At 57.1% G+C, this 22852-nt stretch carries 33 protein-coding genes; 2 read left to right on the forward strand and 31 right to left on the reverse strand.

The annotated features are described in order from the left end of the window. Position 1: 1 nt before the first annotated feature. The 3 genes from FRT59_RS26395 to FRT59_RS26405 all read right to left on the reverse strand — a co-directional run bounded on the left by FRT59_RS26395 (position 2) and on the right by FRT59_RS26405 (position 3001). Positions 2-757, reverse strand: coding sequence for an alpha/beta hydrolase family protein (locus tag FRT59_RS26395; RefSeq protein ID WP_034116041.1), 756 nt, complete (start codon positions 755-757; stop codon positions 2-4). Next, complete coding sequence (locus FRT59_RS26400; RefSeq protein ID WP_153872789.1) at positions 747-1856, reverse strand: DUF3182 family protein; 1110 nt, start codon at positions 1854-1856, stop codon at positions 747-749. Before FRT59_RS26400 ends, FRT59_RS26395 begins: the two co-directional genes overlap by 11 nt. Positions 1857-2029: 173 nt before the next feature. Then, on the reverse strand, positions 2030-3001 hold the full coding sequence (locus tag FRT59_RS26405; RefSeq protein WP_153872790.1) for a GlxA family transcriptional regulator: 972 nt from the start codon (positions 2999-3001) through the stop codon (positions 2030-2032). 96 nt (positions 3002-3097) lie between these two features. On the opposite strand from FRT59_RS26405, the gene FRT59_RS26410 reads away from it, so the two are divergent. Continuing rightward, the gene (locus FRT59_RS26410) at positions 3098-3661 is read left to right on the forward strand and encodes a cysteine hydrolase family protein (RefSeq protein WP_153872791.1); all 564 of its coding nucleotides are present in this window, start codon (positions 3098-3100) and stop codon (positions 3659-3661) included. Positions 3662-3682: 21 nt separating this feature from the next. Here FRT59_RS26410 and tam read toward each other — a convergent pair whose 3' ends face one another. The 3 genes from tam to FRT59_RS26425 all read right to left on the reverse strand — a co-directional run bounded on the left by tam (position 3683) and on the right by FRT59_RS26425 (position 6558). Next, the gene (gene tam / locus FRT59_RS26415; RefSeq protein ID WP_153872792.1) at positions 3683-4444 is read right to left on the reverse strand and encodes a trans-aconitate 2-methyltransferase; all 762 of its coding nucleotides are present in this window, start codon (positions 4442-4444) and stop codon (positions 3683-3685) included. A gap of 182 nt (positions 4445-4626) precedes the next feature. After that, the gene (locus FRT59_RS26420) at positions 4627-5154 is read right to left on the reverse strand and encodes a single-stranded DNA-binding protein (protein WP_010467282.1); all 528 of its coding nucleotides are present in this window, start codon (positions 5152-5154) and stop codon (positions 4627-4629) included. Positions 5155-5163: 9 nt separating this feature from the next. Then, positions 5164-6558, reverse strand: coding sequence for an MFS transporter (locus FRT59_RS26425; protein WP_034116046.1), 1395 nt, complete (start codon positions 6556-6558; stop codon positions 5164-5166). 178 nt (positions 6559-6736) lie between these two features. Between FRT59_RS26425 and uvrA the strand changes: the two genes are divergently transcribed. Beyond that, positions 6737-9571, forward strand: coding sequence for an excinuclease ABC subunit UvrA (gene uvrA / locus FRT59_RS26430; RefSeq protein WP_034116047.1), 2835 nt, complete (start codon positions 6737-6739; stop codon positions 9569-9571). Between the two features lie 65 nt (positions 9572-9636). Here uvrA and bfr read toward each other — a convergent pair whose 3' ends face one another. The 25 genes from bfr to rpsS all read right to left on the reverse strand — a co-directional run bounded on the left by bfr (position 9637) and on the right by rpsS (position 22850). Beyond that, the gene (bfr, locus tag FRT59_RS26435; RefSeq protein WP_003176400.1) at positions 9637-10101 is read right to left on the reverse strand and encodes a bacterioferritin; all 465 of its coding nucleotides are present in this window, start codon (positions 10099-10101) and stop codon (positions 9637-9639) included. 155 nt (positions 10102-10256) lie between these two features. After that, positions 10257-11705, reverse strand: a complete 1449-nt coding sequence (locus FRT59_RS26440) for a catalase (RefSeq protein ID WP_153872793.1) — start codon at positions 11703-11705, stop codon at positions 10257-10259. Positions 11706-11943: 238 nt separating this feature from the next. Next, positions 11944-12330 (reverse strand): 50S ribosomal protein L17, encoded by a 387-nt coding sequence (rplQ, locus tag FRT59_RS26445; RefSeq protein WP_003176402.1) that lies wholly within the window; start codon positions 12328-12330, stop codon positions 11944-11946. A 41-nt stretch (positions 12331-12371) separates the two neighbouring features. Continuing rightward, positions 12372-13373, reverse strand: a complete 1002-nt coding sequence (locus FRT59_RS26450; RefSeq protein ID WP_003176403.1) for a DNA-directed RNA polymerase subunit alpha — start codon at positions 13371-13373, stop codon at positions 12372-12374. A gap of 22 nt (positions 13374-13395) precedes the next feature. Continuing rightward, positions 13396-14016 carry a 30S ribosomal protein S4 gene (gene rpsD, locus FRT59_RS26455; RefSeq protein ID WP_003210056.1) on the reverse strand — a complete coding sequence of 207 codons (621 nt, stop codon included), beginning with the start codon at positions 14014-14016 and terminating at the stop codon, positions 13396-13398. 18 nt (positions 14017-14034) lie between these two features. After that, positions 14035-14424 carry a 30S ribosomal protein S11 gene (gene rpsK / locus FRT59_RS26460; RefSeq protein WP_002555466.1) on the reverse strand — a complete coding sequence of 130 codons (390 nt, stop codon included), beginning with the start codon at positions 14422-14424 and terminating at the stop codon, positions 14035-14037. Positions 14425-14454: 30 nt separating this feature from the next. Beyond that, the gene (rpsM, locus tag FRT59_RS26465; RefSeq protein ID WP_003194635.1) at positions 14455-14811 is read right to left on the reverse strand and encodes a 30S ribosomal protein S13; all 357 of its coding nucleotides are present in this window, start codon (positions 14809-14811) and stop codon (positions 14455-14457) included. 129 nt (positions 14812-14940) lie between these two features. Next, positions 14941-15057: a 50S ribosomal protein L36 gene (rpmJ, locus tag FRT59_RS26470; RefSeq protein WP_002555468.1), complete on the reverse strand. Its 117-nt coding sequence runs from the start codon at positions 15055-15057 to the stop codon at positions 14941-14943. A 27-nt stretch (positions 15058-15084) separates the two neighbouring features. Next, complete coding sequence (gene secY, locus FRT59_RS26475; RefSeq protein ID WP_003194637.1) at positions 15085-16413, reverse strand: preprotein translocase subunit SecY; 1329 nt, start codon at positions 16411-16413, stop codon at positions 15085-15087. Beyond that, positions 16414-16851 carry a 50S ribosomal protein L15 gene (gene rplO / locus FRT59_RS26480; protein ID WP_003176407.1) on the reverse strand — a complete coding sequence of 146 codons (438 nt, stop codon included), beginning with the start codon at positions 16849-16851 and terminating at the stop codon, positions 16414-16416. Positions 16852-16854: 3 nt separating this feature from the next. Further along, positions 16855-17031 (reverse strand): 50S ribosomal protein L30, encoded by a 177-nt coding sequence (gene rpmD / locus FRT59_RS26485; RefSeq protein WP_003176408.1) that lies wholly within the window; start codon positions 17029-17031, stop codon positions 16855-16857. A 2-nt stretch (positions 17032-17033) separates the two neighbouring features. After that, complete coding sequence (rpsE, locus tag FRT59_RS26490; RefSeq protein ID WP_003176409.1) at positions 17034-17534, reverse strand: 30S ribosomal protein S5; 501 nt, start codon at positions 17532-17534, stop codon at positions 17034-17036. 3 nt (positions 17535-17537) lie between these two features. Next, entirely contained in the window at positions 17538-17888 is a 351-nt protein-coding gene (gene rplR, locus FRT59_RS26495) for a 50S ribosomal protein L18 (RefSeq protein ID WP_003186037.1), read from the reverse strand. A gap of 10 nt (positions 17889-17898) precedes the next feature. Beyond that, positions 17899-18432 carry a 50S ribosomal protein L6 gene (rplF, locus tag FRT59_RS26500; protein WP_003176412.1) on the reverse strand — a complete coding sequence of 178 codons (534 nt, stop codon included), beginning with the start codon at positions 18430-18432 and terminating at the stop codon, positions 17899-17901. 12 nt (positions 18433-18444) lie between these two features. Beyond that, on the reverse strand, positions 18445-18837 hold the full coding sequence (gene rpsH / locus FRT59_RS26505; protein WP_003176413.1) for a 30S ribosomal protein S8: 393 nt from the start codon (positions 18835-18837) through the stop codon (positions 18445-18447). A gap of 208 nt (positions 18838-19045) precedes the next feature. After that, positions 19046-19351: a 30S ribosomal protein S14 gene (gene rpsN, locus FRT59_RS26510; protein WP_003176414.1), complete on the reverse strand. Its 306-nt coding sequence runs from the start codon at positions 19349-19351 to the stop codon at positions 19046-19048. Between the two features lie 13 nt (positions 19352-19364). Beyond that, complete coding sequence (gene rplE / locus FRT59_RS26515) at positions 19365-19904, reverse strand: 50S ribosomal protein L5 (protein WP_003194642.1); 540 nt, start codon at positions 19902-19904, stop codon at positions 19365-19367. Between the two features lie 22 nt (positions 19905-19926). Further along, positions 19927-20241 carry a 50S ribosomal protein L24 gene (gene rplX, locus FRT59_RS26520; protein ID WP_003176416.1) on the reverse strand — a complete coding sequence of 105 codons (315 nt, stop codon included), beginning with the start codon at positions 20239-20241 and terminating at the stop codon, positions 19927-19929. A gap of 11 nt (positions 20242-20252) precedes the next feature. Continuing rightward, entirely contained in the window at positions 20253-20621 is a 369-nt protein-coding gene (gene rplN / locus FRT59_RS26525) for a 50S ribosomal protein L14 (protein WP_002555479.1), read from the reverse strand. Between the two features lie 23 nt (positions 20622-20644). Continuing rightward, positions 20645-20911, reverse strand: a complete 267-nt coding sequence (gene rpsQ / locus FRT59_RS26530) for a 30S ribosomal protein S17 (protein WP_003176419.1) — start codon at positions 20909-20911, stop codon at positions 20645-20647. 2 nt (positions 20912-20913) lie between these two features. Then, complete coding sequence (gene rpmC, locus FRT59_RS26535; RefSeq protein WP_002555481.1) at positions 20914-21105, reverse strand: 50S ribosomal protein L29; 192 nt, start codon at positions 21103-21105, stop codon at positions 20914-20916. Then, the gene (gene rplP / locus FRT59_RS26540; protein WP_003232424.1) at positions 21105-21518 is read right to left on the reverse strand and encodes a 50S ribosomal protein L16; all 414 of its coding nucleotides are present in this window, start codon (positions 21516-21518) and stop codon (positions 21105-21107) included. The genes rpmC and rplP overlap by 1 nt, the downstream gene beginning before the upstream one ends. A 12-nt stretch (positions 21519-21530) precedes the next feature. Further along, positions 21531-22217, reverse strand: coding sequence for a 30S ribosomal protein S3 (rpsC, locus tag FRT59_RS26545; protein ID WP_003176422.1), 687 nt, complete (start codon positions 22215-22217; stop codon positions 21531-21533). Positions 22218-22230: 13 nt separating this feature from the next. Further along, positions 22231-22563 carry a 50S ribosomal protein L22 gene (rplV, locus tag FRT59_RS26550; RefSeq protein WP_003103908.1) on the reverse strand — a complete coding sequence of 111 codons (333 nt, stop codon included), beginning with the start codon at positions 22561-22563 and terminating at the stop codon, positions 22231-22233. An 11-nt stretch (positions 22564-22574) separates the two neighbouring features. After that, positions 22575-22850: a 30S ribosomal protein S19 gene (gene rpsS, locus FRT59_RS26555; protein WP_003232420.1), complete on the reverse strand. Its 276-nt coding sequence runs from the start codon at positions 22848-22850 to the stop codon at positions 22575-22577. Positions 22851-22852 lie beyond the last annotated feature (2 nt).

A 22852-nucleotide genomic window follows, 5' to 3' on the forward strand; every position in this document is an offset into this window, starting at 1 on the left:
CTTAGCGCGACTGAATGATGCTTAACCGTTCACCCACCACCATCTCGGTAATCCAGTCGACCAGAATCGATGTGTAGGCCTGCTGCGATACCGGGTCGCTCAAGGAATGGTCGGCGCCATCGATGATGCGGTGGGTCAATGAATGGGTCTGCTGGCATGCAGCGCGATAGCTCATGATGGTGGCGTGGGGCACATGGTCGTCGGTTTCTGATTCGACGATCAGCACATCGCCGGTAAATTGCGCACAGGCATGCAGGGCACGGTTGGTTTCGGCATGCACGAGCGTGCCGCGGTAATCCATCAAATCGGCTTTATCCAACTCACGCTTGGGCTTGAGCCATTCCTGGTCGCGGTACAGTGCGGGCACCCGCAGCGCCAGCCAACGCACTGGGCGCAATGAGGTGAGGATCGCCGCCAGGTAGCCGCCATAGCTGGTGCCCACCACCGCCACCGCCGACGTATCGATAGCCGGGTGGGAGAGCAGGCGGTCGTAGGCGGCCAACAGGTCGCGCAGGTTGTCTTCGCGGGTAACGCGGGATAACGGGATACCGGTGCCAGCGTGGCCGCGCAGGTCGAAGGTCAGGCATACACACCCAAGGCCGGCGATGCCTTTGGCTCGCTCCAGGTCACGTTCCTGACTGCCGCCCCAACCGTGCACGAACAACACGCCGGGCACTTTGGATTTGGGGCTGAGGAATGTCCCGCTCATCTGTTCGTCGTCTATATCGATGGTGATGCTCTCGCTTCTAGCCGTCATAAGTTTTAACCGTCACATACTTGAGAAGAAAGTCGCTGTTTTCGGCCGGGCCTCGGTACACTTCGATGGCATCCGCCGGTAGCGCTTGGTCCACGTAGGTTTCCACCGAGGACACACGGATGGCCTTCAGACCCGGGTTATTGATGAAGCTCTGCAAGGCCGCGACCTCCGCGCTACTGGCCCCACCCATGCGCCAGGATTGCTCGAGCACGCCACTGCGACGCTGGCCGTTACTGTCCAGGCCTTGGGCGATATCGTAGTTGCGCCGCGAGGCGTAGAAGCCTGGGTAGGCTTCGTCGGCAGCGTTGTCGAATACCTGGGCCTGCTCGATGGCTTCACGCACATCCGCAGGCAACGCCAGCTTGAGCAGGTCTTCGTAGTAGCCGGGAACGACCAGCAGGTTGGAGCCGCCGTAAACCTCTTCGCCGTGCCCGTCTTGCGTCAGGTACTGCTCGCCGCAGTAGCTGAAAATGTGATCGCCGATAAAGCTCTGGCCCACACTGTGGGTGACCACGTCGTGCAGGTCTTGTTCCAGCACCACGCCTTCTTCGAACACGCTGGCTGCCTCGGGGCGCGCCAGGATCGTGTCGAGTTCATCGAGGCTGTGGATAACTTCCTGACCCCGCCCGGCGCAGTCGTGCACGGGCTTCATGCGAATCGGGCCGCTGTAGAGCAAGCGGATGGCGGCGGGCCTGGCATCTTGCAGGGCGAACACACTCAAGCCGTCCAACACGACTTCGCGCACGCGCTCGCAGAATACCGGCGACCAGCCTTCAGGCGCCTTTGCCTCAGGGCTCAGCAAGCCATGGCTGATGGCTTTGGTGCAGATGAAATCGTGATCGACATACCCGCCCCACAGATCTTCCGGCCCATTGATATTAAGTTCGTGCGCTTGGGCGGGCCCGACCAGGGTCTGCGTGGGCAGCAAGTACAGCTCACGGCCGGCGTGCACGTCGGCATCGTAGCTGCCACCGAATTTGAGCCCGAGGATCTGCGCCAGCCAGCGGGCCAAAGCGCGGTTGGTTTCGATTTCATGCTGCGGCGCGCTCGCGCGCGTGGAGTGCGCGACGACCAGCTTTTTGCGATTCGTTGGGGTCATGCGTCCCCCTTGGCCATTCAGCCGGGTATGTAACATGAAAGCTGCATGGATCAGGCCAACGCGCGGCGTTTGGACGGATGGTTTATAAATCAACCAGTTGCGGAAAAAGTGATGGCCGTTAGCCTGTTCTATTCTGCACGACACGCGCTTTACCACACGGCGTTCTGCACGATTCAAACACCAAACCGGTTGCGGTAATCGCTGGGTGCCAGGCCAGTGATCTTCTTGAAGGTCGCGCGAAAGGCGCTGGGATCCTGATAGCCCACGGTCCAGGCGATGTGGTCGATGGTACCGTTGGTGAACTCCAGCATCTGCCGTGCTTTGCCCACCCGCAGATGCTGGCAGTATTCGGTGGGTTTCAAACCGGTCGCATTGCGAAAGCGCCGCAGGAAGGTGCGCTCTTCCAGGTTCGCCTCCCGCGCCATCGCCGCCACGCCGACATCCACCGCGCCACTGGCTTGCAGCCAATGCTGGACCTTGAGGATCGCACTGTCACCATGCCTGAGAATCGGCGCAAAGTTACTGCCGCACTGGCTGGCGCTGTCACTGTGTTCGATCACCAGAAACCGCGCCGTATCGGCCGCGACGCTTGGCCCCATCAGCCGGTCGACCAGGCGCAGGCCCAGTTCGGACCAGGCCATCAGCCCGGCGGTGGTGATCAGGTCACCGTCATCGACGATGGGCTTATCCGCTTCCAGGCGTACCGCCGGGTAATGGGCCGCGAAAGACTTCGAGGACGACCAGTGGGTGGTGGCGCTGCGCCCGTCCAACAGCCCGCTGCGCGCCAGCATGATCGAGCCGATGCACACGCCTCCGATTACCGTGCCGGCCGCATGCTGCTGGCGGATCCACTCCAGCAGCGCAGGCGGCGCCTGATCCTCGGTGAACTCGCCGATCGAAGGTGGCACCAGCAAGGCCATCATCGGTTGGTCCGGGCCTGGGTGGCTGTCGAACGCGCGTGCGGGTGTGCCGTGAGCATCTACCTGCCAGTGACTGACCCGCAACAGTGGCAGTTGAACAGTGCGATGCTCGGCGGCGATGCGATTAGCGACCCCGAACAGGTCGGTCAGGCCATGCACCGCAGCCAGTTGTGCGCCTTGGTAGATCAACACACCCAGTTCCACAGTCCCGCGTTCCACGGCCATTGTCAGTTCTCCCCCTGTTATTGTCGGTGCAGCCAATCCTCGGCCTGATCGCCAGCTAAGATACTAGGCCCATCAACCCATCACGAGGTAACACACATGGCCAAGCAGGCGCTCATCCTAATCGATATCCAGAACGACTACTTCCCGCAGGGCAAGTGGCCGCTCGACGGCGTGGAAGCCGCGGCGGACAAGGCGGCGCAAGTGCTACAGGCGTTTCGCCAGGCCGGCGATGCAGTGATTCATGTGCGGCATGAATTTGAAGGCGACGACGCACCGTTCTTTACCCCGGGCTCCGAAGGCGCGCACTTGCACGCCAAGGTGTTGAACGAGGGCGAAGAACCCGTAGTGCTCAAACACTTTGTGAATGCGTTTCGCCAAACCAACCTGCGCACATTGCTGGAACAGCGCAGCATCACCGATGTGGTGGTAGTCGGTAGCATGAGCCATATGTGCGTTGATGCGGTGGTGCGGGCGGCAGCGGATCTGGGCTACAAGGTTACGGTGATCCATGATGCGTGCGCCACCCGCGATCAGGCGTTCAACGGGCAGGTGATTCCGGCGGCTCAGGTACAAGGCGCGTATATGGCGGCCCTGGCATTCGGCTATGCGAGCGTGGTGTCGGCGGATGAATTCTTGAAGGTACAGGTGGCGGCCGCGTGACCGCCACACGGGTCGGTGGTTTTAGCGTGTAGCGATGATGAACAGGCGCGGGAATGGCAGCAGTACGGTGCCATCGGCCAGGGCTGGATAAGCCTGGATGATTCGCGCCTGGTATTCCTGTAGGAACGCGGCTTTTTCATCGTCGGTCAACGGCGCTAGAAAGGGCCGCAATGCCGACGCCTTGAACCACTCCACCACCGCCGCGTGACCTACCAGCGGGTGCTGATAAGTGGTGCGCCATATATCCACGGTGCTGCAATGCTTGCTCAGCAGTTCGTAGTAGTAGCTCGCAGTGTGCCGTTCGTTGTGTCTGATCGCGCCGATCTTCGCGGACCATGGGCCATCGGCCGCGATTTCGCGGGCCAGGCGGTGGGCGGGCTCGTCAAGGTTGTCTGGCGTTTGCACCGCCAGCGTACCGCCCGGGTTCAGTTGGTTGACCAAGTGCGGGTAGAGCGTGGCGTGGTCGGGCAGCCATTGCAGTGAGGCATTGGCCAGGATCACATCGAAGGTTTGGGCTGGACTCCAGGCACCGATATCGGCCAGCTCGAAGTTCAACGCCGGTCGACGTTTACGGGCATCGACCAGCATGTCATCGGAGCTGTCGATGCCGGTGACGTGCGCTTGGGGGAAACGCTCAGCCAGCACTTCAGTGGAGTTACCCGGCCCACAACCCAAGTCAATGGCTGTGCGTACGTCAGTAGAGGGAATAGCCGCCACCAGGTCACGAACGGGGCGAGTGCGCTGCTGTTCGAACATCGTGTATTGCTTGGCGGACCAGGTCATCACGGCTTTCCTTCGTTTGAGAGGTTGGCTACAGCCTAAATCTTGTGACTCAAGAGAACAAATGCCAGGTTTGGAGTGCCGCCGGTGCACGGAGAACCCGTGCGCAGCACCTGCGTATAGGCCACAAAAAACCCCCGAAGCTTTCGCTATCGGGGGTTTTGTTTGTTCCGGGGGCTTAGACCTCAGAACGGGATATCGTCGTCAAAGCTGTCGAAATCCGGGGCCGGTTGAGGAGCAGCCTGCTGTGGAGGCGGTGCCTGGCGCGACTGTTGCGGTGCCGACTGCTGCGGGCGCGGAGCCTGCTGGCGTGGGGCCGGAGCGGACTGCTGGTAGTTGTTGCCCCCGCCTTGTTGGTCGCCCTGCTGTGGACGACCGCCCAGCAGTTGCATGGTGCCTTGCATGTCGACCACGATTTCGGTGGTGTAACGCTTGATACCGTCTTTTTCCCACTCGCGGGTTTGCAGTTTGCCTTCGATGTAGACCTGCGAACCTTTGCGCAGGTACTCACCGGCGATCTCTGCGACCTTGCCGAACATCGACACACGGTGCCATTCGGTTTTCTCGACCTTTTGGCCGGTCTGCTTGTCGGTCCACTGTTCGCTGGTCGCCAGACTCAGGTTGGTCACGGCGTTACCGTTAGGCAAGTAGCGAACTTCGGGATCCTGGCCGCAAGTACCGACCAATATGACTTTGTTAACCCCACGGGCCATAACGTTCTCCTAGGCTGGGCGCGCTGTCGGCACTGGGTTGACCAGTTGCTCGAGCGTCGCGCGATCCAATAATTCGGTGTCCAATTTGATGTAAATGGCCGCCTCTTCAGCGACCACAACTGCATCCGTTACCCCTACGACGGCCTTCAGGCGCTCTACCAGACCGGCTTCGCGGATCGCCTCGGGCGATAGCGGCAAACGCAGGCTTGTGACGTAGGGAGGTTCGCGCATGGTAACAGCAAAGACCAGCCAAAGTGCAGCCAGCCCGGCGCATCCGAGGAACACAACCGACAAACCGCCATGCTGGAACATCCAGCCGCCCATGATGCCGCCCAATGCAGAGCCGAGGAACTGGCTGGTGGAATACACCCCCATGGCCGTGCCCTTGCCTCCGGCCGGTGAAACCTTACTGATCAGCGACGGCAGCGATGCTTCCAGCAGGTTGAATGCGGTGAAAAACACCACCGTGCCGATCACCAGTGCTCGCAGGCTATCGCCGAACTTCCAGAAGAATAGCTCAGTCAGCATCAGCGTCGCGACGGCACCGAGCAGAACTCGTTTCATTTTGCGTTTCTTCTCGCCATAGATGATGAACGGGATCATGGCGAAGAACGAAATCAGCAGTGCGGTGAGATACACCCACCAGTGCTGTTCCTTGGGCAACCCGGCTTTTTCCACCAGGGCCAGGGGCAAGGCAACGAAGCTGCACATCAGCATGGCGTGCAACACGAAGATACCCAAATCCAGGCGAAGCAGGTCCGGGTGCTTGAGCGTCGGCAGCAATGCCTGGCGGGCGACGCCCGACTCACGGTGCTGCAACGTGCCAGTGGAGCGCGGCACCATAAAGGCCACGATCACGATACCGAACAGCGCCATGCCGCCAGTGGCCAGGAACAGACCGTGCAAGCCGAACGCGCGGGTCAGCAAGGGGCCGACCACCATGGCCACGGCAAACGACAGGCCGATGGTCATGCCGATCATGGCCATGGCCTTGGTGCGGTGTTGTTCGCGGGTCAGGTCGGACAGCAATGCCATGACCGCGGCGGAAATCGCACCGGCGCCCTGCAGGATACGACCGGCGATCACGCCCCAGATCGAATCCGACTGGGCTGCGAGCACACTGCCAAGGGCGAACACGATCAGCCCCAGGTAAATCACCGGGCGACGGCCAATACGGTCGGAAATGATCCCGAACGGGATCTGGAATATCGCCTGGGTCAGGCCATAGGCGCCAATCGCGAGGCCGATCAAAGCGGGGGTCGCGCCTGCGAGATCCATTCCATAGGTCGCCAGCACTGGCAACACCATAAACATGCCCAGCATACGGAAGGCGAACACCAGGGCCAGACCGCTTGCCGCTCGGGTCTCGCCGCTACTCATGCGTTCGCTGTGGGGATCGTGCATGGAAAAACCTCGTGTGAACCGGCGGCGATTCTACCAGTCCCATCGATTGAGAGGGTATATGCGGCGCTTTGCCGCGCAGCTTTCATGTAAGGCTGCAAGCGGCCTTTTGACAGTGTATATTCATCCAGTCTTTAGCCGTATACTCCGGCATTATTTACGCCCGCCGTGCGAGGCCATCTTGGACAAGATCCTGATTCGTGGGGCTAGAACCCACAACCTGAAGAACATCGACCTGACCCTGCCCCGGGACAAACTGATCGTCATCACCGGTTTGTCCGGCTCCGGCAAGTCGTCCCTGGCGTTCGACACGCTTTATGCCGAAGGTCAGCGTCGCTATGTCGAATCCCTGTCGGCCTATGCCCGGCAGTTCCTGTCAATGATGGAAAAGCCCGACGTCGACACCATCGAAGGCCTGTCGCCGGCGATCTCCATCGAACAGAAGTCGACCTCCCACAACCCTCGCTCCACCGTGGGCACCATTACCGAGATCTACGACTACCTGCGCCTGCTGTACGCCCGCGTGGGTATCCCCCGCTGCCCGGACCACGACATTCCGCTCGAAGCCCAGACCGTCAGCCAGATGGTCGACCTGGTGCTGGCCCAGCCGGAAGGCGCCAAGCTGATGCTGCTGGCGCCGGTAATTCGCGAGCGCAAGGGTGAACACCTTTCAGTCTTCGAAGAGCTGCGTGCCCAAGGCTTCGTGCGTGCGCGCATCAACGGCAAGCTTTATGAGCTGGATGAAGCGCCCAAGCTCGACAAGCAGAAAAAGCACTCCATTGATGTGGTAGTCGACCGCTTCAAGGTGCGCGCCGACCTGCAGCAGCGATTGGCGGAATCGTTCGAAACCGCGCTGAAGCTGGCCGATGGCATTGCCCTGGTGGCGCCAATGGACGACGAGCCGGGCGAAGAGATTATCTTCTCCGCGCGTTTCGCCTGCCCGATCTGTGGCCATGCCATCAGCGAGCTGGAACCCAAGCTGTTTTCCTTCAACAACCCGGCCGGCGCTTGCCCGACTTGCGATGGCCTGGGTGTGAAGCAGTTTTTCGATATCAAGCGCCTGGTCAATGGCGACCTGACCCTGGCCGAGGGGGCGATACGTGGTTGGGATAGGCGCAATGTCTACTACTTCCAGATGCTGGGTTCGTTGGCGTCCCATTACAAGTTCAGCCTGGAGGTGCCATTCAACCAACTGCCGGCAGACCAGCAGAAGGTCATCCTCCACGGCAGTGGTTCGCAGAATGTCGATTTCAAGTACCTGAACGACCGCGGCGATATCGTCAAGCGCTCGCACCCATTCGAAGGCATCGTGCCGAACCTGGAACGCCGCTACCGCGAAACCGAATCGGCGAGCGTGCGCGAGGAGCTGGCGAAGTTCCTCAGCACACAGCCCTGCCCGGATTGCCGTGGCACGCGCCTGCGCCGTGAAGCACGGCATGTGTGGGTAGGCGAAAAGACATTGCCGGCGGTGACCAACCTGCCGATTGGCGATGCTTGTGAATACTTTGGTGTGCTCAAGCTGACCGGGCGTCGCGGGGAAATTGCCGACAAGATCCTCAAGGAAATTCGCGAGCGGTTGCAGTTCCTGGTTAACGTTGGCCTGGACTATCTCTCCCTGGACCGTAGCGCCGATACCTTGTCTGGTGGTGAGGCGCAGCGGATCCGTTTGGCCAGCCAGATTGGTGCCGGCCTGGTAGGCGTTCTGTATATCCTCGACGAGCCGTCGATTGGCTTGCACCAACGGGATAACGACCGCCTGCTGGGCACATTGAAACACCTGCGGGATATCGGCAATACGGTCATTGTGGTCGAGCATGACGAAGACGCGATCCGCCTGGCCGACTACGTGGTCGATATCGGCCCGGGGGCGGGTGTGCATGGTGGGCATATTGTTGCCGAGGGTACGCCTGCCGAAGTGATGGCACATCCTGATTCGTTGACCGGCAAATACCTGTCTGGTCGAGTGAAGATCGAAGTGCCCGCCAAGCGTACGCCGCGCAACAAGAAGATGGCCCTGCACCTCAAGGGCGCGCGCGGGAACAACCTGCGTAATGTCGACCTGGAAATCCCGCTGGGCCTGCTGACCTGTGTGACCGGTGTTTCCGGTTCGGGCAAGTCAACGCTGATCAACAACACGCTGTTCCCACTGAGTGCCACCGCCCTGAACGGCGCGACCACCCTGGAAGCGGCGGCCCACGACAGCATCAAGGGCCTTGAGCACCTGGACAAGGTGGTCGATATCGACCAGAGCCCGATTGGGCGTACGCCGCGCTCCAACCCGGCCACCTACACCGGGCTGTTTACGCCGATTCGCGAGCTGTTCGCCGGTGTTCCAGAGTCCCGCTCGCGGGGCTATGGGCCTGGTCGGTTCTCGTTCAACGTCAAGGGCGGGCGCTGTGAGGCCTGTCAGGGCGATGGCCTGATCAAGGTTGAAATGCACTTCCTACCGGACATCTACGTGCCGTGTGACGTGTGCAAGAGCAAGCGCTACAACCGTGAAACGCTGGAGATCAAGTACAAGGGCAAGAGCATCCACGAAACCCTGGAGATGACCATCGAGGAAGCGCGGGTATTCTTCGACGCGGTGCCAGCGCTGGCGCGCAAACTGCAGACGCTGATGGATGTAGGTCTGTCGTATATCAAGCTGGGGCAATCGGCGACCACGCTGTCAGGTGGTGAGGCGCAGCGGGTCAAGCTGTCTCGCGAGCTGTCCAAGCGTGATACCGGCAAGACCCTCTACATCCTGGACGAGCCGACCACCGGCCTGCACTTCGCGGATATCCAACAGCTGTTGGACGTGCTCCACCGCCTGCGGGACCACGGAAATACCGTGGTGGTGATCGAGCACAATCTTGATGTGATCAAGACGGCTGACTGGCTGGTGGACCTGGGGCCGGAAGGCGGCTCCAAGGGTGGCCAGATCATCGCGGTGGGCACACCGGAGCAAGTTTCCGAGATGCCGCAGTCCCACACGGGTTACTACTTGAAGCCACTGTTGGCGCGCGACCGAGCCTGATTTTTCGGGCTCACTAAAAAGCCCCTGTCACTTCACGGTGACAAGGGCTTTTTCGTAGCCTGGAATCAGAACTGCGATTGCAGGTAATTCTCCAGGCCGATCAACTTGATCAGGCCCAACTGCTTTTCAAGCCAGTAGGTGTGGTCTTCTTCGGTGTCATTCAACTGCACCCGCAGTATTTCCCGGGTAACGTAGTCGTTGTGCTGCTCGCAAAGCTCAATGCCTTTGCAGAGTGCGGCACGGACCTTGTACTCGAGGCGAAGATCGGCAGCCAGCATGTCAGGTACCGTGGTGCCCACGTCCAGATCATCAGGGCGCATACGCGGCGTGCCTTCGAGCATCAGGATACGGCGCATCAGTGCGTCGGCGTGCTGTGCCTCTTCTTCCATCTCGTGATTGATACGTTCGTAGAGCTCGGTAAAGCCCCAATCTTCGTACATGCGCGAATGGATGAAATATTGGTCACGAGCTGCCAGTTCGCCCGTCAGCAACGTGTTGAGGTAATCGATTACGTCGGGGTGACCTTGCATCGCCCTACATCTCCCTGCTTGAAAGTCTGTAGTTTGAACCATGATGACTTGAAGGTCACGGGATCAACGGCAGAAAAGTGAAGATTTTCCGAGAAAAGTAGCTGAAATAACGCAAAAACCGCCCAAATGAGGGCGGTTCTGCTTATCGTTTAGAGTCAGTTAAGCGATACACCCAGTGCATTTGCGATTGCTTCTCCGTAAGCCGGGTCGGCCTTGTAGAAGTGCTGCAATTGACGCTGGACCACATCGCTGGAAACGCCGCCCATTGCTCCGGCAATGTTGCTGGTAAGCAACGCTTTCTGCTCGTCGTTCATCAGACGGAACAGCGCGCCGGCGTGGCTGTAGTAGTCAGAGTCTTCACGGTGATCGTAACGATCCGCTGCGCCGCTCAGGGCCAGTGCTGGCTCAGCGTACTGCGGGGCTTGCTTTGGCGCATCGGCATAACTGTTTGGCTCGTAGTTGGGAGCCGCACCACCGTTACTGCCGAACGCCATCGAACCGTCGCGCTGATAGCTGTTCACCGGGCTGCGTGGCGCATTCACAGGCAACTGTTGGTGATTGGTGCCGACGCGATAGCGGTGAGCATCTGCGTAGGCGAAAACCCGACCTTGCAGCATACGGTCTGGCGACAGGCCAACACCTGGGACCATATTGCTTGGGCCGAACGCGGCCTGCTCCACTTCAGCGAAATAGTTCTGCGGATTGCGGTTGAGTTCCAACTCACCCACTTCGATCAACGGAAACTCTTTTTGCGACCACGTCTTGGTCACATCAAACGGGTTTTCGTAATGAGCATTTGCCTGAGCCTCGGTCATGATCTGGATGCACACGCGCCATTTCGGGAAGTCACCGCGCTCAATCGCACCGAACAGATCACGCTGGGCGTAATCAGGATCGGTACCGGCCAGGCGTGCAGCTTCGGCCGGCGCCAGGTTCTTGATACCTTGCTTGGTCTTGTAGTGCCACTTCACCCAATGACGCTCGCCCTGGGCGTTGATCAGGCTGTAAGTGTGGCTACCAAAGCCATGCATGTGACGGTAGCCGTCTGGAATACCACGGTCCGAAAACAGGATGGTGACCTGGTGCAGCGCCTCTGGAGAGTGCGACCAGAAGTCCCACATCATCTGCGCGCTTTTCAGGTTGCTTTGCGGCAGGCGTTTCTGGGTGTGGATAAAGTCCGGGAACTTCAGTGGGTCACGGATAAAGAACACAGGGGTGTTATTACCGACGATGTCCCAGTTGCCTTCTTCGGTGTAGAACTTCAAGGCGAAGCCACGTGGATCGCGCTCAGTGTCAGCCGAACCGCGCTCGCCACCAACAGTGGAAAAACGCAGGAACGTCGGTGTCTGCTTGCCAACCGATTCGAACAGCTTGGCGCTGGTGTATTGGGTGATGTCTTTTGTGACGGTGAACGTACCGTATGCACCCGAACCTTTGGCGTGCACACGGCGCTCCGGGATGTTTTCACGGTTGAAATGAGCGAGCTTCTCGATCAAGTGGAAATCATCGAGCAACAAGGGGCCACGCGGGCCGGCGGAACGAGAATTCTGGTTATCCGCAACGGGTGCGCCGCTGGCGGTGGTAAGGACTTTATTCTGGCTCATGCGCAATCTTCCTCAGGTCGGACTTGGAACTGCCGGCTAATCGGCCTGGGGGAAGTATTGATCATCAACATGACGTGTACAAATTCATTAAATCGTAAGCGGCAATAGAAAATTACTACTAAAAACTTCAGTGTCGATAACCACGAGCGTCCGTTGTGGCAGCTAATACCTCACTTGCTTTTATAACGCGCACAAAAAACCGGGCACTAGGCCCGGTTCTTTGATTCAGACTGACGTCTTACTCGGCGGATACAGCTTCGCCAGCAGTAGCACGATCAACCAACTCGACGTACGCCATAGGCGCGTTGTCGCCAGCGCGGAAACCGCACTTGAGGATGCGCAGGTAGCCACCCTCACGGGTAGCGTAACGCTTGCCCAGGTCGTTGAAGAGCTTACCAACGATAGCTTTCGAACGAGTACGGTCGAAAGCCAGACGGCGGTTAGCCAGGCTGTCTGTCTTGGCCAAAGTGATCAGCGGCTCAGCAACGCGACGCAGTTCTTTAGCTTTCGGCAGTGTAGTTTTGATCAGCTCGTGCTCGAACAGCGACACCGCCATGTTTTGGAACATGGCCTTGCGGTGCGAGCTGGTACGGCTCAGGTGACGACCACTTTTACGATGACGCATGGTTCATTCCTTACCAAACTCACGTTCGGTGATTACGACGATCAGGCAGTCGCCTTGTCGTCCTTCTTAAGACTTGCAGGCGGCCAGTTGTCGAGGCGCATGCCGAGGGACAGACCGCGGGAGGCCAGAACGTCCTTGATTTCAGTCAAGGATTTCTTGCCCAGGTTCGGAGTCTTCAACAGTTCTACTTCGGTACGCTGAATCAGGTCGCCGATGTAGTAAATGTTTTCCGCCTTAAGGCAGTTAGCCGAACGTACAGTCAGTTCCAGATCGTCAACCGGGCGAAGCAGGATCGGATCGATCTCGTCTTCTTGCTCGATTACCACTGGTTCGCTGTCACCCTTGAGGTCGACGAACGCAGCCAACTGCTGTTGCAGAATGGTTGCAGCGCGGCGGATAGCCTCTTCAGGATCCAGAGTACCGTTGGTTTCCAGATCAATAACCAGCTTGTCCAGGTTAGTACGCTGCTCGACACGGGCGTTTTCCACCACGTATGCGATACGGCGAACCGGGCTGAACGAAGAGTCAAGCTGCAAGCGACCAATGCTGCGGCTTTCGTCTTCATCGCTCTGACGCGAGTCGGCCGGTTCATAACCACGACCACGAGCTACGGTGAGCTTCATGTTCAGGGCGCCGTTAGACGCCAGGTTAGCGATTACGTGATCGGGGTTAACGATCTCGACATCATGATCCAGCTGAATATCGGCAGCGGTAACCACCCCCGAACCCTTCTTCGACAAGGTCAGCGTAACTTCGTCACGGCCGTGCAGCTTGATAGCCAGACCTTTAAGGTTCAACAGGATTTCAATTACGTCTTCCTGTACACCTTCGATGGCGCTGTACTCGTGGAGCACACCGTCAATCTCGGCCTCGACTACTGCACAGCCGGGCATTGAGGACAACAGGATGCGGCGCAGCGCGTTGCCCAGGGTGTGGCCAAAACCACGCTCGAGAGGCTCGAGAGTAATTTTGGCGCGGGTTGGACTGACAACCTGCACATCAATGTGGCGGGGTGTCAGGAACTCATTTACCGAAATCTGCATGGATGCACCTATTTTCTAGCCCTTACTTGGAGTAGAGCTCGACAATCAGGCTTTCGTTGATGTCGGCGGACAGATCACTGCGAGCAGGAACGTTCTTGAAAACGCCCGACTTCTTCTCAGTGTCTACTTCTACCCATTCTACGCGGCCACGTTGGGCACACAGATCGAGAGCTTGGACAATGCGAAGTTGGTTTTTTGCTTTCTCGCGAATCGCGACCACGTCACCAGCACGAACCTGGTAGGACGGGACGTTAACGGTTTGGCCGTTTACGCTGACGGATTTGTGCGATACCAGCTGACGGGATTCGGCGCGAGTCGAACCAAAGCCCATACGGTATACAACGTTGTCCAGACGGCATTCGAGCAGTTGCAGCAGGTTTTCACCAGTTGCACCTTTCTTGCCAGCAGCTTCTTTGTAGTAGCCGCTGAACTGACGCTCGAGAACGCCGTAGATACGACGAACCTTCTGCTTTTCACGCAGTTGGGTGCCGTAATCGGACTGGCGACCGCGGCGTTGGCCGTGGATACCAGGTGCTGCTTCAATGTTGCACTTCGATTCGATCGCGCGCACGCCGCTCTTCAGGAAGAGATCGGTGCCTTCGCGACGAGCGAGTTTGCATTTTGGACCAATGTAACGAGCCATTCTTTACAATCTCCTGGATTACACGCGGCGCTTCTTCGGCGGACGGCACCCGTTGTGCGGGATTGGCGTCACGTCGGTGATGCTGGCGATCTTATAGCCACAGCCGTTCAAAGCACGGACAGCAGACTCACGACCTGGGCCTGGACCTTTGACGTTAACGTCGAGGTTTTTCAGGCCGTATTCCAGCGCAGCTTGACCAGCACGTTCAGCAGCTACTTGAGCAGCAAACGGGGTGGATTTGCGGGAACCGCGGAAACCCGAACCACCGGAGGTAGCCCAAGAAAGCGCGTTACCTTGACGGTCGGTGATGGTCACGATTGTGTTGTTAAAAGATGCATGGATGTGGGCGATGCCATCAACCACTGTCTTTTTAACTTTTTTACGAGGACGAGCAGCAGGTTTTGCCATGATAATTTTCCTGTCGATTCGCTGGGGCGATTACTTGCGGATCGGCTTACGCGGACCTTTACGGGTACGCGCGTTAGTCTTGGTACGCTGACCGCGTACTGGAAGACCACGACGATGACGCAGACCGCGATAGCAACCGAGGTCCATCAAACGCTTGATTTTCATGTTGATTTCGCGACGCAGATCACCTTCAGTGGTGAACTTCGCCACTTCGCCACGCAGCTGTTCAATCTGCTCGTCGCTCAGATCCTTGATCTTAGCGGCTGGGTTTACCCCAGCAACTGCGCAAATTTTCTGCGCAGTAGTGCGACCAACACCATAGATGTAGGTCAGCGAGATAACAGTGTGCTTGTTATCTGGAATGTTAACGCCTGCAATACGGGCCATTCAGTGGGACTCCAATTGACAGCTACCTACGCCCCGGAAGCCAAGAAATAGGGCGCGAGATAATATCGCTGTAATAACAAATAATCAACCCGGCAGCGCACTAGCTGCCGGGCTTCAAGCGGATCACACTCAGCCTTGGCGCTGTTTGTGACGCGGTTCCGCGCTGCAAATTACTCGAACAACACCTTCGCGGCGAATAATCTTGCAGTTACGGCACAGCTTTTTCACCGATGCACGAACTTTCATCACCAACTCCTCGAACCTTATGGGTACTCAGCGCAACATGCCGCTGCCGTAACCCTTCAGGTTGGCTTTCTTCATCAGGGATTCATACTGGTGCGAAACGAGGTGCGATTGTACTTGGGACATGAAGTCCATCACAACCACGACCACGATCAGCAACGAGGTCCCGCCAAGGTAGAACGGAACGTTTGCTGCAACCACCAGGAACTGGGGCAACAAGCACACGGCCGTCATATATAGAGCACCGAACAGGGTCAAACGAGTCAGAACGCCATCAATGTAGCGTGCCGACTGCTCACCTGGACGGATGCCCGGAATAAAGGCACCGGACTTCTTCAGGTTTTCCGCTACGTCTTTCGGATTGAACATCAACGCCGTATAGAAGAAGCAGAAGAAAATAATCCCTGCACTAAACAGCAGAATATTCAACGGCTGACCAGGAGCGATCGACTGAGAGAGGTCCTGCAGCCAGCCCATATTTTCAGACTGACCAAACCAGGTACCCAACGAAGCCGGAAACAGCAAGATGCTGCTCGCGAAAATTGCCGGAATAACACCGGCCATATTCACTTTCAGCGGCAAGTGGCTGGTCTGCGCAGCAAATACCTTACGGCCCTGCTGACGCTTGGCGTAGTGAACAGCAATACGACGCTGGCCACGCTCAATGAACACCACAAAACCGATAATCGCTACTGCCAGCAATCCGATGGCAACCAGGGCGAAGATATTGATATCACCCTGACGCGCAGACTCGAAAGACTGCCCGATTGCCCTCGGAAGACCGGCAACGATACCTGCGAAAATCAACATCGAGATACCGTTGCCAACACCGCGCTCAGTAATCTGCTCACCCAGCCACATCATGAACATCGCACCAGCCACAAATGTGGATACCGCGACGAAATGGAAGCCAAAGTCACCAGTGAACGCAACGCCCTGCCCTGCCAGACCAACGGACATGCCGATAGCTTGAACCAGGGCGAGGACGACAGTGCCGTAGCGGGTGTACTGGCTAATCTTGCGACGGCCAGCTTCACCTTCCTTCTTCAACTGCTCCAGCTGCGGGCTGACGGCGGTCATCAGCTGCATGATGATCGATGCCGAAATGTACGGCATGATCCCCAGTGCAAAGATGCTCATCCGTTCCAGCGCGCCGCCGGAAAACATGTTGAACAAGCTAAGAATGGTCCCCTCATTCTGTCGAAACAGGTCTGCGAGTCGGTCCGGGTTGATACCTGGAACCGGGATGTGTGCGCCTATTCGGTAGACGATAATCGCCAGGAACAGAAAACGCAGACGAGCCCAAAGTTCAGACATACCGCCTTTGCCGAGCGCTGAGAGAGCACCTTGCTTAGCCATTTATTCCTCGAACTTGCCGCCAGCTGCTTCGATAGCCGAACGCGCACCTTTGGTGGCGCCGATTCCCTTGCCGATAGTGACAGCGCGAGTCACTTCACCGGACAGCATGATTTTCACACGCTGTACGTTGACGTTGATCACGTTGGCATCTTTCAGGGTCTGCACAGTAACGATGTCGCCTTCCACTTTAGCCAGCTCGGACAGACGCACTTCTGCGCGATCCATGGCTTTCAGGGATACGAAACCGAACTTAGGCAGGCGACGATGCAGCGGCTGTTGACCGCCTTCAAAGCCTGGAGCGATGGTGCCACCGGAGCGGGAGGTTTGACCTTTGTGGCCACGGCCACCAGTCTTACCCAAACCGCTACCGATACCACGGCCCGGACGATGCTTTTCGCGACGGGAACCCGGCGCTGGACTCAGATCATTGAGTTTCATCGATTAACCCTCTACACGCAGCATGTAGTAAGCCTTGTTGATCATCCCGCGATTCTCGGGAGTATCCTGGACTTCTACAGTGTGACCGATGCGACGCAGACCCAAACCTTTAACGCACAGTTTGTGGTTAGGGATGCGGCCGGTCATGCTTTTGATCAGCGTTACTTTAACGGTAGCCATGATCAGAAGATCTCCTTGACAGTCAGGCCACGCTTGGCAGCGATCGACTCAGGAGATTGCATAGCCTTCAAACCCTTGAAAGTGGCGTGAACCACGTTTACCGGGTTAGTCGAGCCGTAGCACTTGGCCAGAACGTTCTGAACGCCAGCAACTTCGAGAACAGCACGCATAGCGCCGCCAGCGATGATACCGGTACCTTCAGAGGCAGGCTGCATGTACACCTTCGAAGCGCCATGAGCGGACTTCATTGCGTACTGCAGAGTGGTGCCGTTCAGATCAACTTGGATCATGTTGCGACGAGCAGCTTCCATTGCCTTCTGGATCGCAGCAGGCACTTCACGTGACTTGCCACGGCCGAAGCCAACGCGCCCTTTACCATCACCAACCACGGTCAACGCGGTGAAAGTGAAGATACGGCCGCCTTTAACGGTTTTGGCTACGCGGTTAACTTGAACCAGCTTCTCAATGTAGCCTTCGTCGCGCTTTTGGTCGTTATTTGACATAACTTAGAACTCCAGCCCAGCTTCACGAGCAGCATCAGCCAGCGCTTTCACGCGGCCGTGGTACTTGAAGCCAGAGCGGTCGAAAGCCACTTGCGAGACGCCGGCGGCCTTAGCACGCGTAGCGACCAGCTGGCCAACCTTAGTGGCCGCGTCGATGTTGCCAGTGGCACCATCACGCAGTTCTTTATCCAAAGTCGAGGCGCTTGCCAGGACTTTGTTGCCGTCGGCCGAGATGACCTGGGCGTAGATGTGCTGCGACGAGCGGAACACGCAGAGACGCACGACTTCGAGTTCGTGCATTTTCAGGCGTGCTTTGCGAGCGCGACGCAGTCGAGTAACTTTTTTGTCGGTCATTTGCTATGCCCTACTTCTTCTTGGCTTCTTTACGACGGACGACTTCGTCCGCGTAGCGCACACCTTTGCCTTTGTACGGCTCTGGTGGACGGAAGTCGCGGATCTCAGCGGCCACCTGACCTACCAGCTGCTTATCAATACCCTTGATCAGGATATCGGTTTGGCTAGGGGTCTCAGCGGTGATGCCTTCCGGCAGTTCGTAATCCACTGGGTGCGAGAAGCCAAGGGCAAGGTTCAGAACCGTGCCTTTTGCTTGCGCTTTGTAACCAACACCGACCAGCTGGAGCTTACGCTCGAAGCCTTGGCTTACGCCCTGGACCATGTTGTTTACCAACGCACGCGTGGTACCGGCCATTGCGCGAGTTTGTTGATCGCCATTGCGAGCAGCGAAACGCAGCTCACCAGCTTCTTCAACGATCTCAACGGACGAATGGATGTTCAGTTCAAGAGTACCCTTGGCACCCTTCACCGAAAGCTGTTGGCCTGCGAATTTGACTTCGACACCGGCTGGCAGCTTAACGGGGTTCTTAGCGACGCGTGACATGCTTATCCCCCCTTAGAACACAGTGCAAAGAACTTCGCCGCCGACACCGGCAGCGCGCGCAGCACGATCCGTCATCACACCTTTGTTGGTGGAGACGATAGACACGCCCAGACCGCCACGAACTTTCGGCAGATCTTCAGCGGACTTGTACTGACGCAGGCCTGGACGGCTAACGCGCTTCACTTCCTCGATGACCGAACGGCCTTCGAAGTACTTCAGCTCGATGGACAGCAGTGGTTTGATTTCGCTGCTGATCTGATAACCCGCAATGTAGCCTTCGTCTTTCAGGACTTTGGCAACAGCTACCTTCAACTTGGAAGATGGCATGCTTACGACGGACTTTTCAGCCATCTGGGCATTACGGATACGAGTTAGCATGTCCGCTAACGGGTCCTGCATACTCATGGGCTAGACGCTCCTAATACAAAAAAATTAGCCTTGCGGCTACATATGTCACCGAGAATCTCCGAGCGTAAAACACACGGGCTCAGGCGAGCCGCGTATTTTAGACATACTCCGGAAATGAAACAAGCCCCAAAAGGGGCTTGTTCCAGATTCAAGGTCACCGGCGGTCAGTATCTTGCGATGCAGACCACCTGGACGTTGAAAGTACTTACCAGCTGGCTTTAACCAGACCCGGTACGTCACCACGCATAGCCGCTTCACGCAGTTTGTTACGGCCGAGGCCGAACTTGCGGTAAACGCCGTGTGGACGACCGGTCAGGCGGCAGCGGTTACGCATGCGCGAAGCGCTTGCGTCACGTGGCTGCTTCTGCAGAGCTACTGTAGCTTCCCAACGCGCTTCTGGACTTGCGTTCAGATCAACGATGATTGCTTTCAGTGCTGCACGCTTCTTGGCGTACTTGGCAACCGTGAGCTGACGCTTCAGCTCGCGGTTTTTCATGCTCATCTTGGCCATGGTCCTACTCCAATCAGTTGCGGAACGGGAATTTGAACGCACGCAGCAGAGCGCGGCCTTCATCATCGTTCTTGGCAGTGGTGGTCAGGGTGATGTCCAGACCGCGGAGAGCATCGATCTTGTCGTAGTCGATTTCCGGGAAGATGATCTGCTCTTTCACGCCCATGCTGTAGTTACCACGACCATCGAAGGACTTGGCATTCAGGCCGCGGAAGTCGCGAACCCGAGGCAGGGAGATCGACAGCAGACGATCCAGGAATTCGTACATACGCTCACGGCGCAGAGTCACTTTGACGCCGATCGGCCAACCTTCACGGACTTTAAAGCCAGCGATGGATTTCCGAGCGTAAGTCACAACGACTTTTTGACCGGTGATCTTTTCCAGGTCAGCAACAGCGTGCTCGATGACTTTTTTGTCACCGATCGCTTCGCCCAGACCCATGTTCAGGGTGATTTTGGTAACGCGCGGAACTTCCATCACGTTCCCAAGCTTAAGTTCTTCCTTAAGCTTAGGGGCGATTTCCTTCCGGTAAATCTCTTGTAGTCGTGCCATGGTCTAATCTACCTAGCAGTGTTCAAGCATCAACCGCTTTTTGGGTCGACTTGAAGACACGAATTTTCTTACCGTCTTCTACTTTGAAACCAACGCGGTCAGCCTTGTTGGTTTCGCCGTTGAAGATGGCGACGTTAGAAGCGTCCAGTGGAGCTTCTTTCTCGACGATACCGCCCTGCACGCCCGACATCGGGTTAGGCTTGGTATGACGCTTGACCAGGTTCAGACCACCGATAACCAGACGGTTATTAGCGAGAACCTTAAGCACCTTACCGCGCTTACCTTTGTCTTTGCCGGCGATCACGATGATCTCGTCGTCACGACGAATCTTTTGCATGTCGGATCTCCTTACAGCACTTCTGGGGCGAGCGAGACGATCTTCATGAACTTCTCAGTACGAAGTTCACGGGTCACTGGCCCAAAGATACGGGTGCCGATCGGCTCTTGCTTGTTGTTCAGAAGAACAGCAGCGTTGCCATCAAAGCGGATAATGGAGCCATCTGCACGGCGTACGCCGTGACGAGTGCGGACTACAACAGCAGTCATCACTTGGCCTTTTTTCACCTTACCGCGAGGAATTGCTTCCTTCACGGTAACTTTGATGATGTCACCGATACCAGCGTAACGACGATGGGAGCCACCCAGCACCTTGATGCACATAACACGGCGAGCGCCGCTGTTATCGGCCACATCGAGCATGGATTGAGTCTGAATCATATAATTTCTCCGACCCCTAGTCCTTAGACTTCCACAGCGCGTTCGAGAACATCAACCAGTGCCCAAGACTTGGTCTTGGCCAGCGGACGAGTTTCACGAATAGTGACTTTGTCGCCGATGTGGCACTGATTGGTTTCGTCGTGCGCGTGCAGCTTAGTCGAACGCTTAACATATTTACCGTAGATCGGGTGCTTAACGCGACGCTCGATCAAAACGGTGATGGTTTTGTCCATCTTGTCGCTGACAACACGGCCAGTCAGCGTACGGACAGTCTTTTCGGCTTCAGCCATGATCACTTACCTGCCTGCTGGTTGAGCACAGTCTTCACGCGAGCAATGTCACGCTTAACTTGCGAGAGCAGATGAGACTGCCCCAACTGGCCAGTTGCTTTCTGCATACGCAGATTGAACTGGTCGCGCAGCAGGCCGAGCAGTTGCTCGTTCAGCTGCTGTGCGGATTTTTCACGAAGTTCATTCGCTTTCATCACATCACCGTCCGTTTAACAAAGGCGGTGGCGAGCGGCAGCTTTGCAGCAGCCAGGGCAAAAGCCTCACGCGCCAGCTCTTCAGTTACACCCTCGATTTCATACAGGACTTTGCCTGGCTGAATCTGGGCTACCCAGTATTCCACGTTACCCTTACCTTTACCCATCCGAACTTCGAGGGGCTTTTTGGAGATTGGCTTGTCCGGGAATACACGGATCCAGATCTTGCCGCCACGTTTAACGTGACGGGTCAGAGCACGACGCGCTGACTCGATCTGACGAGCGGTGAGACGACCACGAGCTACAGACTTCAGCGCGAACTCGCCGAAGCTGACTTTGCTACCGCGCTGTGCCAGACCACGGTTGTGGCCTGTCATCTGCTTGCGGAACTTCGTACGCTTAGGTTGCAACATTTGGCGTACCCCTTACTTAGCAGCTTTTTTACGAGGCGCTGGTGCTTGTGGTTTCAGTTCTTCTTGGCGACCACCAATTACTTCGCCTTTGAAGATCCAAACCTTTACACCGATCACACCGTAAGTGGTGTGAGCTTCGTAGTTGGCATAGTCGATGTCGGCACGCAGGGTGTGCAGTGGCACACGACCTTCGCGATACCATTCAGTACGTGCGATTTCAGCACCGCCGAGACGACCGCTCACTTGGATTTTGATGCCTTTGGCACCAATGCGCATGGCGTTCTGTACGGCGCGCTTCATAGCGCGACGGAACATTACGCGACGCTCCAGCTGCTGAGCTACGCTCTGCGCAACCAGCATACCGTCGAGCTCCGGCTTGCGGATCTCTTCGATATTGATGTGCACAGGCACACCCATTTGCTTGGTCAGGTCCTGACGCAGTTTCTCAACATCTTCACCTTTCTTCCCGATAACGATACCTGGACGAGCGGTGTGGATGGTGATACGTGCAGTCTGCGCCGGACGATGGATATCGATACGGCTTACGGACGCGCTTTTTAGTTTGTCTTGGAGATACTCACGCACCTTCAGATCAGCGAACAAGTAGTCCGCATAAGTCCGACCGTCTGCGTACCAGACGGAGGTGTGCTCCTTGACGATTCCCAGGCGAATGCCAATGGGATGTACTTTCTGACCCATCTCTTCGACTCCGTTACTTGTCAGCAACCTTGACAGTGATATGGCAAGACCGCTTGACGATGCGATCAGCACGGCCTTTGGCACGTGGCATGATGCGCTTCAGCGAACGCCCTTCGTTGACGAAAACGGTGCTGACCTTCAGGTCATCAACGTCTGCGCCTTCGTTATGCTCGGCGTTGGCTACGGCCGACTCCAGCACTTTCTTCATGATCTCGGCGGCTTTCTTACTGCTGAAAGCCAACAGGTTGAGCGCTTCGCCCACCTTCTTCCCGCGGATCTGGTCGGCGACCAAGCGGGCTTTCTGGGCGGAGATTCGAGCGCCCGACAACTTAGCGGCTACTTCCATTTCCTAACCCCTTAACGCTTGGCTTTCTTGTCTGCCACGTGCCCACGATAAGTGCGGGTACCGGCAAACTCGCCTAGTTTGTGGCCGACCATGTCTTCGTTCACGAGAACTGGGACGTGCAAGCGACCGTTGTGTACAGCGATGGTCAAACCGACCATTTGTGGCAGGATCATCGAACGACGCGACCAGGTTTTCACCGGCTTGCGATCGTTCTTTTCCGCCGCCACTTCGATCTTCTTCAGTAGGTGAAGATCAATAAAAGGACCTTTTTTCAGAGAACGTGGCACTG

The organism is Pseudomonas haemolytica (genome assembly GCF_009659625.1).
In the GTDB taxonomy this organism is placed as follows: Bacteria; Pseudomonadota; Gammaproteobacteria; order Pseudomonadales; family Pseudomonadaceae; genus Aquipseudomonas; species Aquipseudomonas haemolytica.

What these genes read in the sequence shown, in the direction of transcription:
- FRT59_RS26395 (WP_034116041.1), bottom strand. Translation starts at nt 757, where the DNA reads ATGACGGCTAGAAGCGAGAGCATCACCATCGATATAGACGACGAACAG.
- FRT59_RS26400 (WP_153872789.1), bottom strand. Translation starts at nt 1,856, where the DNA reads ATGACCCCAACGAATCGCAAAAAGCTGGTCGTCGCGCACTCCACGCGC.
- FRT59_RS26405 (WP_153872790.1), bottom strand. Translation starts at nt 3,001, where the DNA reads ATGGCCGTGGAACGCGGGACTGTGGAACTGGGTGTGTTGATCTACCAA.
- FRT59_RS26410 (WP_153872791.1), top strand. Translation starts at nt 3,098, where the DNA reads ATGGCCAAGCAGGCGCTCATCCTAATCGATATCCAGAACGACTACTTC.
- tam (WP_153872792.1), bottom strand. Translation starts at nt 4,444, where the DNA reads ATGACCTGGTCCGCCAAGCAATACACGATGTTCGAACAGCAGCGCACT.
- FRT59_RS26420 (WP_010467282.1), bottom strand. Translation starts at nt 5,154, where the DNA reads ATGGCCCGTGGGGTTAACAAAGTCATATTGGTCGGTACTTGCGGCCAG.
- FRT59_RS26425 (WP_034116046.1), bottom strand. Translation starts at nt 6,558, where the DNA reads ATGCACGATCCCCACAGCGAACGCATGAGTAGCGGCGAGACCCGAGCG.
- bfr (WP_003176400.1), bottom strand. Translation starts at nt 10,101, where the DNA reads ATGCAAGGTCACCCCGACGTAATCGATTACCTCAACACGTTGCTGACG.
- FRT59_RS26440 (WP_153872793.1), bottom strand. Translation starts at nt 11,705, where the DNA reads ATGAGCCAGAATAAAGTCCTTACCACCGCCAGCGGCGCACCCGTTGCG.
- rplQ (WP_003176402.1), bottom strand. Translation starts at nt 12,330, where the DNA reads ATGCGTCATCGTAAAAGTGGTCGTCACCTGAGCCGTACCAGCTCGCAC.
- FRT59_RS26450 (WP_003176403.1), bottom strand. Translation starts at nt 13,373, where the DNA reads ATGCAGATTTCGGTAAATGAGTTCCTGACACCCCGCCACATTGATGTG.
- rpsD (WP_003210056.1), bottom strand. Translation starts at nt 14,016, where the DNA reads ATGGCTCGTTACATTGGTCCAAAATGCAAACTCGCTCGTCGCGAAGGC.
- rpsK (WP_002555466.1), bottom strand. Translation starts at nt 14,424, where the DNA reads ATGGCAAAACCTGCTGCTCGTCCTCGTAAAAAAGTTAAAAAGACAGTG.
- rpsM (WP_003194635.1), bottom strand. Translation starts at nt 14,811, where the DNA reads ATGGCCCGTATTGCAGGCGTTAACATTCCAGATAACAAGCACACTGTT.
- rpmJ (WP_002555468.1), bottom strand. Translation starts at nt 15,057, where the DNA reads ATGAAAGTTCGTGCATCGGTGAAAAAGCTGTGCCGTAACTGCAAGATT.
- secY (WP_003194637.1), bottom strand. Translation starts at nt 16,413, where the DNA reads ATGGCTAAGCAAGGTGCTCTCTCAGCGCTCGGCAAAGGCGGTATGTCT.
- rplO (WP_003176407.1), bottom strand. Translation starts at nt 16,851, where the DNA reads ATGAAACTCAATGATCTGAGTCCAGCGCCGGGTTCCCGTCGCGAAAAG.
- rpmD (WP_003176408.1), bottom strand. Translation starts at nt 17,031, where the DNA reads ATGGCTACCGTTAAAGTAACGCTGATCAAAAGCATGACCGGCCGCATC.
- rpsE (WP_003176409.1), bottom strand. Translation starts at nt 17,534, where the DNA reads ATGTCAAATAACGACCAAAAGCGCGACGAAGGCTACATTGAGAAGCTG.
- rplR (WP_003186037.1), bottom strand. Translation starts at nt 17,888, where the DNA reads ATGACCGACAAAAAAGTTACTCGACTGCGTCGCGCTCGCAAAGCACGC.
- rplF (WP_003176412.1), bottom strand. Translation starts at nt 18,432, where the DNA reads ATGTCACGCGTCGCTAAGAACCCCGTTAAGCTGCCAGCCGGTGTCGAA.
- rpsH (WP_003176413.1), bottom strand. Translation starts at nt 18,837, where the DNA reads ATGAGTATGCAGGACCCGTTAGCGGACATGCTAACTCGTATCCGTAAT.
- rpsN (WP_003176414.1), bottom strand. Translation starts at nt 19,351, where the DNA reads ATGGCCAAGATGAGCATGAAAAACCGCGAGCTGAAGCGTCAGCTCACG.
- rplE (WP_003194642.1), bottom strand. Translation starts at nt 19,904, where the DNA reads ATGGCACGACTACAAGAGATTTACCGGAAGGAAATCGCCCCTAAGCTT.
- rplX (WP_003176416.1), bottom strand. Translation starts at nt 20,241, where the DNA reads ATGCAAAAGATTCGTCGTGACGACGAGATCATCGTGATCGCCGGCAAA.
- rplN (WP_002555479.1), bottom strand. Translation starts at nt 20,621, where the DNA reads ATGATTCAGACTCAATCCATGCTCGATGTGGCCGATAACAGCGGCGCT.
- rpsQ (WP_003176419.1), bottom strand. Translation starts at nt 20,911, where the DNA reads ATGGCTGAAGCCGAAAAGACTGTCCGTACGCTGACTGGCCGTGTTGTC.
- rpmC (WP_002555481.1), bottom strand. Translation starts at nt 21,105, where the DNA reads ATGAAAGCGAATGAACTTCGTGAAAAATCCGCACAGCAGCTGAACGAG.
- rplP (WP_003232424.1), bottom strand. Translation starts at nt 21,518, where the DNA reads ATGTTGCAACCTAAGCGTACGAAGTTCCGCAAGCAGATGACAGGCCAC.
- rpsC (WP_003176422.1), bottom strand. Translation starts at nt 22,217, where the DNA reads ATGGGTCAGAAAGTACATCCCATTGGCATTCGCCTGGGAATCGTCAAG.
- rplV (WP_003103908.1), bottom strand. Translation starts at nt 22,563, where the DNA reads ATGGAAGTAGCCGCTAAGTTGTCGGGCGCTCGAATCTCCGCCCAGAAA.